Source organism: Adonisia turfae CCMR0081 (assembly GCF_011009555.1).
GTDB lineage: Bacteria > Cyanobacteriota > Cyanobacteriia > Phormidesmidales > Phormidesmidaceae > Leptothoe > Leptothoe turfae.
The window spans coordinates 389836-395835 of record NZ_QXHD01000003.1 but is presented as its reverse complement, the minus strand read 5'-3'; the positions used below and the strand labels follow the sequence as shown (position 1 = coordinate 395835).

The following is a 6000-nucleotide window of genomic DNA, read 5'->3' as shown; positions in this document are numbered from 1 at the left end:
TTGGGAACGGGTTTCATCTAAATAAAGAGAATAACAGGGTGACAAGGCTCCGCCAAGGCTATGTCCAGTCACCATAATATTTTTGAATGGTCTGGTAGATAAATATTGTTGGGCCGTGATTGAAGTGTTGCTTGTTGGGTCAACACTTTCAAGGTTGACTAGTTTGTCTAACCCAAAGTAGGTGCCTTTGGAAATTTGTGCCTCTGTTTGCGAAGGACCATAGGGCCATGGCACGGTTTCCTTGACGTTGAAGTCTTCAATGATCCAGTCCATCAAGGAACTACCATTGGTGCCAGCGATCGCAATAACCGCTTGCCCAGGATCACCTTCTGGAATGGCAATAAACATCATGTTGAGTGATTTTTCTTCCCCCACAAACGAATCGGCATAAATTCCTGGTCCCCAGACCAGGTTCCAAACACCGATCAACTTTTGGATCTCTTTGTCCTCTAATACATTTACCAGCGACTCTTTTGTCTGGCTGGCAATTTCAGAGGCTTCACCTTTGAAGTTAAAGCTGAGAATAGTGGACCACGATAGGGAAAATATCTGTTGCTCAAAACTATAGGTTCCATTGTTGTAAGCCGACGCATCTGTGGTTGCCATTGGGTTCTCCTTCAACTGGTTAATTTTGGGCTGAGGCCGTTGACCAAGATCCAAAAGAATCGGCTTGTGGATTAACCACTAAATTTTCCACGTTAAGTTGATAGCTGACTAAAAATCTTGCTTAAACGGGTGTCACCCTCTACAGGTTTGGATAAAAGAGTCAAACGTTGAGGGGATATTTTTTTCTTTTGATATTGAAGCATGATGTCGAGGAAATCTCCAACATCAAATTTATTAGTGTAGACGGCTGTATGCTGGATTAGGGCCTGAATAATAAACTTGATAAACTCCTCAACGTTGCCATTGGATTCATTATCCCCGAAAGCAGTCCCTGCCTGCTTAAGTGTTTCGATGGTTTCTTCAATGGCTTCAACAATGGGTTTGTATTTATCTGTAAAGTCAGCAAGGTCAACGACCTGTGATGGAAATCCTTCCGCATCAGGAGCGACATTTAGATAGTTTAGGCTCTCTGTAACTTGTTGAAGCTGGCAAACTAGCGATTTTATGCCATCAGTAGAAGAAAGATCCGGTTCGTACAGGTCAGGAATTTCGCCTAACCTCTCCGTATTGAAGGCATGGGGAACGATGTCTAACAAGTTCCATATTTTAGTGGTCGTCGCTAGCAGCTTACTGTCGTAGTATTGGGAAAAGTTAATATCCCCTGGGGTTTGGCCAGCCGTGGGCAAACAGCTGATGATTGCAGAGCCGATGCTGTCCCATTGGGAACGGGTTTCATCCAAATAGAGGGCATAGCAGGGGGACAAAGCTCCGCCAAGGCTGTGTCCGGTCACCATGACCTTTGTAAATGATTGACTAGCCAAATACTGCTGGGCCGTGATAGAAGAGCTGGTTGTTGAGTCAACACTTTCCATGTCGGTCAGCTTGTCCAACCCAAAGTTGATGCCCTTGGAAATTTGTGGATTCGTCGATGAATGGCCATAGGGCCATGGCACAGTTTCTTTAACGTTAAAGTTTTCAAACACCCAGTCTACTAAGCCACTCGTGCCAGCGATCGCAACAACTGCCTGAGTAGGATCTGCTTCTGGAGCAACAATAAACATGGTGTTGTCCGCTTTTTCTGACACAATCGGAGCGCTGAAAATTCCTGGCCCCCAGGCCAGGTTCCAAACCCCGATCAATTTTTGGATCTCTTCGTCTTGTAATACGTTGATCAGTAATGCTTTTGTCTGACTTGCAATCTCAGAGGCACCACCTCTGAAGCCAAAGCTGAGAACAGTGGCCCATGATAGACAAAATATCTGCTGTTCAAAGCTATAGGTCCCGTTGTTATAACCTGACGCATTTATGGTTGCCATTGGATTCTCCTTGGGAAAAAAGACAAAGACAATGAAGGCCCATTTGCGTGAGTTGAATGTTACCACAGACTCTTGCAAGTTGCTGTTCAACTCATGCCTGCCCACGGATCAATGGGCAGGGTCGTTAGCGGCTACGTCGAATCACAAGCGATGTGTTGATTCCCCCAAATCCAAAGGAGTTGCTTATGCCCACTTCGATATCGGCTGCCTGGGTTGTTGTTCCTACAAACCCGTAAGTAGAAGCAATGGGATGCCTCAGGTTTAAGTTTGGGTGCAGAAACTGTTGATTCATTTGCACCAGTGTCGCCGCCGCTTCTACAACTCCCGCTGCATGAAGGCAATGGCCGGTCAATCCCTTTGTAGCATTAATTCCGACACTGTTTATATGCTTTCCAAACACATCTTTCAGAGCTTTTACCTCGGTCTCATCCCCAATCAGAGAACTTGTCCCATGGGTATTAACGTAGTCCACTGCTTCAGGTGATGTGTTAGCTTGCTCAAGGGCCAATCCCATGGCTCGGGCTTCTCCTTCAACGCTGGGATGACTGAGGCGATGGGCATCTAGACAGGTCGCTGCACCGGCTATGTGGCCTAGGATCTTTGCCCCACGGGTTTTGGCGCAATCAGCGGATTCAAGTATTAAACAAGCACTACCCTGACCGTAGATAAACCCCTCGCGATCTCGATCAAATGGGCGACATGCTTGCTCGGGGTTAGTTTTAAATCGATTGCCTCCCAAGGCTCCTGCATTACGGAAGGCTTGCAGTTCCATGGGAGAAAGGTCCGTCATGGCCCCGACGACCAAACAGATATTGGCAATACCGTATCTGATCTGCCGCCAGGCCTGTAGAATTCCCATGTTGCCACTGGCTGAGGCCCCTCCCACAGTGCAGCCCTCTCCCTTGATTCCCAAGACCTCGCTCAGAATGCCCACATGATCTGTATCCAGGAAGTGCAGGGCGTAACTCGCAGGCATAAAGTCCAACGTTTGCGAGAATTTCTCACACATTTGGTATTGGTATCCTGGCGAAATATTGTTTCCCGCAACGATGAGACTGGCTGACTCCAGGGGCATATCTTCAGCTGGACCAAAGGCATGAATTCTGGCTTCAAGGGCGGTTAGGAGTGACAGTTGGGCAGCAAGCGGAACTCGATGCCCGGCTCTTCGGGCACGGGAGTAAAGTGACGATGGCAACCTGAGAGCCGCAAGTCTCTCTTTAAAATCCCATGGAGATATCCGCCCGGCGACGCCCAATCCGTCGCCGACATCTGCGGTGATTCCGCAGACACCTGCTTGCAAGGCCCGAGTAAAGGCATCCCTGTCACCACCGATGGATGTAATGATGCCGATACCTGTGACGACAACGTCTCTTAACACCTGAATCTACTCTGTATGCATCCTGCTGTGCAGAAAATCCACTAATCCTTGGATACTCTTTACCCCTGCGAGTTCGTTCAAAGGAAATTTGACTTCCAACGTCTCCATCGATTGGACGACGACATCAGCCCGGTCAATGGAATTTGCCCCCAGGTCTTTCATACTTTGTTGTGGATCAATTTCCACAGAGTCTAACTCTGGAAGAATTTCCCGCAAGTTACCTGTAACTACATCGAATATTTCTGACTTTGTTCTGAGCGCCATAGGTAGAAGTGTGTGAAAACGCTAAATAAACCTTGCCCACGCCCAGAACGGTTGTTTTAACCGAGAAGAACCTACGGGGTTCAACTTGGACGTAGTTCACCTTAATTTACAATCAATGTTAGTCGATAAACTTCGAGAAAGGTGTAAGAGTTGTGAACAAGGTCTAAGAACAAGGTCTAACCGAAAGGGGCTCAAAAGGTCTCGGATTTGAGGTTAGGACTGATCAAATTTTTCAATAAACCTTGATAACTAAAGTTATGAGAGTATTAATGTACCATGAGTAAGGTCATTTGGATGTTTTCAGGGCAAGGCTCCCAATATTTCGACATGGGGCGTGATCTCTACAAAGCAAATCCTGTATTCCGAGACAGGATGCAGGCTTGTGATGCTCACTGTGAACGTCTCCTGGGGTTTTCGATTTTGGAGATCATCTACCCCAGGGCTAATGTATCTAAATCTGCACCGTTCGATAATCTCCACCACACCCATCCAGCGCTCCTATGTATCCAATATAGTTTGGCCCAAACCCTCTTAAGTCAAGGAATGAAACCGGATCTGATGCTGGGTTATAGCCTGGGTGAATGGGTGGCACTCTCTGTATTTGGTGTCTTGCCATTTGCGGCTGCCTTGGAATCAGTTGTCGAGCAGGCGGACCTGTTGAAACGATGTACACCACCGGGTGGCATGCTCGCCGTTATGGCATCGCCAGATATCGTAGATTCTTCCCCTGTTTATCAGGACATGGCGATCTCAGCTCATAATTTTCGCAACCATTTTGTCCTGTCTGGACTCAAGCAATCCATAGATCGTGTTCAGGCCCACCTCCGGGCAAGTGAAATCACACACCAGCGCCTACCGGTTACCGTCGCGTTTCACTCGCCTGCCATGGATGCAATTGAAATGTACTACAAGGCTCAAGGTCATCGAAAATATCCTCAATCCCTGACAATTCCACTGGTATCTCTTGCTTATACAGAAATCCTGGATATCTTACCTGAGGATTTCTTGTGGAATATACTGAGACGCCCGGTATTTTTTGAAAAGACTATCCGGCGACTTGAAGCAGATGGCGATTATCATTTTGTGGATCTGGGGCCATCGGGCACTTTGGCAACGTTTTTGAAGTACCTTCTGACGCCCGACTCCCACTCTAAAATCTCCCCGATCCTGACACCCTTTCAACAGGCCCAGGTAAATCTGGAGCGATTGGAGTCTGCCCTATAAGGGAAACTACTGACATTGTTGATTGCTGATAACTCGTAAATATACTGATTTCTTCGGATCATTCAAAGACTAAAAAGAAATACATTCGTAAATATACTGATTTCAAGATACTCGTGAATACACTGGTTTCTCCGGAGTGTTCAAAGCAAAAAAAGAACATCTATAATTATTGCGAGCTTGGATAATCACGCTATAATCCAGCTTGTTCCTGTAATTATTTGTGGTTCGTTACATATTTGTGGTCCATGTCGATAAGTGTTATCGGCATCATCAGGGAGTTTGACGACGAACATGAACGCTAATAGTTTGATTTATGTTTTTCCTGGCCAGGGAACTCAAGTGCCAGGAATGGGTGACGGGCTGTTTGAGAAATTTCCAGATATTACAAGAGCTGCGGATGAAACGCTCGGTTATTCCATCAAAACCCTGTGTCTTGATAATCCTGACAACAAGCTCAACCAAACTGAATATACCCAGCCTGCACTTTACACAGTTAATGCGATGACCTACCTGAGCATTAAACAAGAGACTGGGCGAGTTCCTGATTTTGTGGCTGGCCACAGTCTTGGAGAGTACAACGCGCTCTTTGCTTCCGGGGCTTTTGACTTTGTTTCAGGCCTCAGGCTGGTCCAAAAACGAGGCGAACTGATGGCCCAGGCCACGGGAGGTGGAATGGCCGCAATTATTGGCTTAACCAGAGACCAGATACGCGATGTGATGCTGCTCTATGGCAGCCCTGACGTGAGCATCGCTAATCTGAATTCACCAAAACAAACCGTCATTTCAGGGTCTATGTCGGTTATTAATGATATCCAATCTTCATTTGAGGAGGCAGGAGCCAAGTTGTTTTTGCCCCTGCCAGTTAGCGGTGCCTTCCATTCACGCTTTATGGAATCAGCCCGCAGGCAGTTTGAAGCATTCCTGAAAAGCTTTCAATTCAACCGACCTAACATACCGGTGATCTCCAACGTGGAAGCATCACCCTACCCGAGCGGAGGAATTGCTGAACTCTTGGCCAAACAAGTCACTTCGCCTGTTCGTTGGGTTGAATCAATGCAATATTTACTCAGGCAACCCAACCCAACGTTTAAAGAAATTGGACCGGGAGATACCTTGCAAACTCTCCTTCATTACATCATGAATTAATATGTTCCAACTTGTGTTTAATGTAACGGTTTTCCTGAAGAGTTGCTGTCTGTTAATTCATTTTAT

The 6000-nt window shown here is 46.6% G+C and carries 5 protein-coding genes and 1 pseudogene; 2 read left to right on the top strand and 4 right to left on the bottom strand.

Translation table 11 applies throughout. The features are described from left to right. From DXZ20_RS02370 to DXZ20_RS02355, 4 genes and pseudogenes are all read right to left on the bottom strand, one after another. Window positions 1–606, bottom strand: a pseudogene (locus DXZ20_RS02370) (lipase family protein); the annotation flags it as partial. A 92-nt stretch (window positions 607–698) separates the two neighbouring features. Beyond that, entirely contained in the window at window positions 699–1922 is a 1224-nt protein-coding gene (locus DXZ20_RS02365; protein WP_163696200.1) for a lipase family protein, read from the bottom strand. Window positions 1923–2046: 124 nt separating this feature from the next. Continuing rightward, entirely contained in the window at window positions 2047–3300 is a 1254-nt protein-coding gene (locus DXZ20_RS02360) for a beta-ketoacyl synthase N-terminal-like domain-containing protein (protein ID WP_163696197.1), read from the bottom strand. A gap of 6 nt (window positions 3301–3306) precedes the next feature. Continuing rightward, entirely contained in the window at window positions 3307–3564 is a 258-nt protein-coding gene (locus DXZ20_RS02355; RefSeq protein WP_006512953.1) for an acyl carrier protein, read from the bottom strand. A gap of 276 nt (window positions 3565–3840) precedes the next feature. On the opposite strand from DXZ20_RS02355, the gene DXZ20_RS02350 reads away from it, so the two are divergent. Both DXZ20_RS02350 and fabD read left to right on the top strand, forming a co-directional pair. Further along, a complete protein-coding gene (locus DXZ20_RS02350) occupies window positions 3841–4788 on the top strand; it encodes an acyltransferase domain-containing protein (protein WP_163666395.1) in 948 nt (315 codons plus the stop codon). Window positions 4789–5079: 291 nt separating this feature from the next. Beyond that, on the top strand, window positions 5080–5934 hold the full coding sequence (gene fabD / locus DXZ20_RS02345; RefSeq protein WP_163696195.1) for an ACP S-malonyltransferase: 855 nt from the start codon (window positions 5080–5082) through the stop codon (window positions 5932–5934). The last annotated feature ends 66 nt before the right edge of the window (window positions 5935–6000 follow it).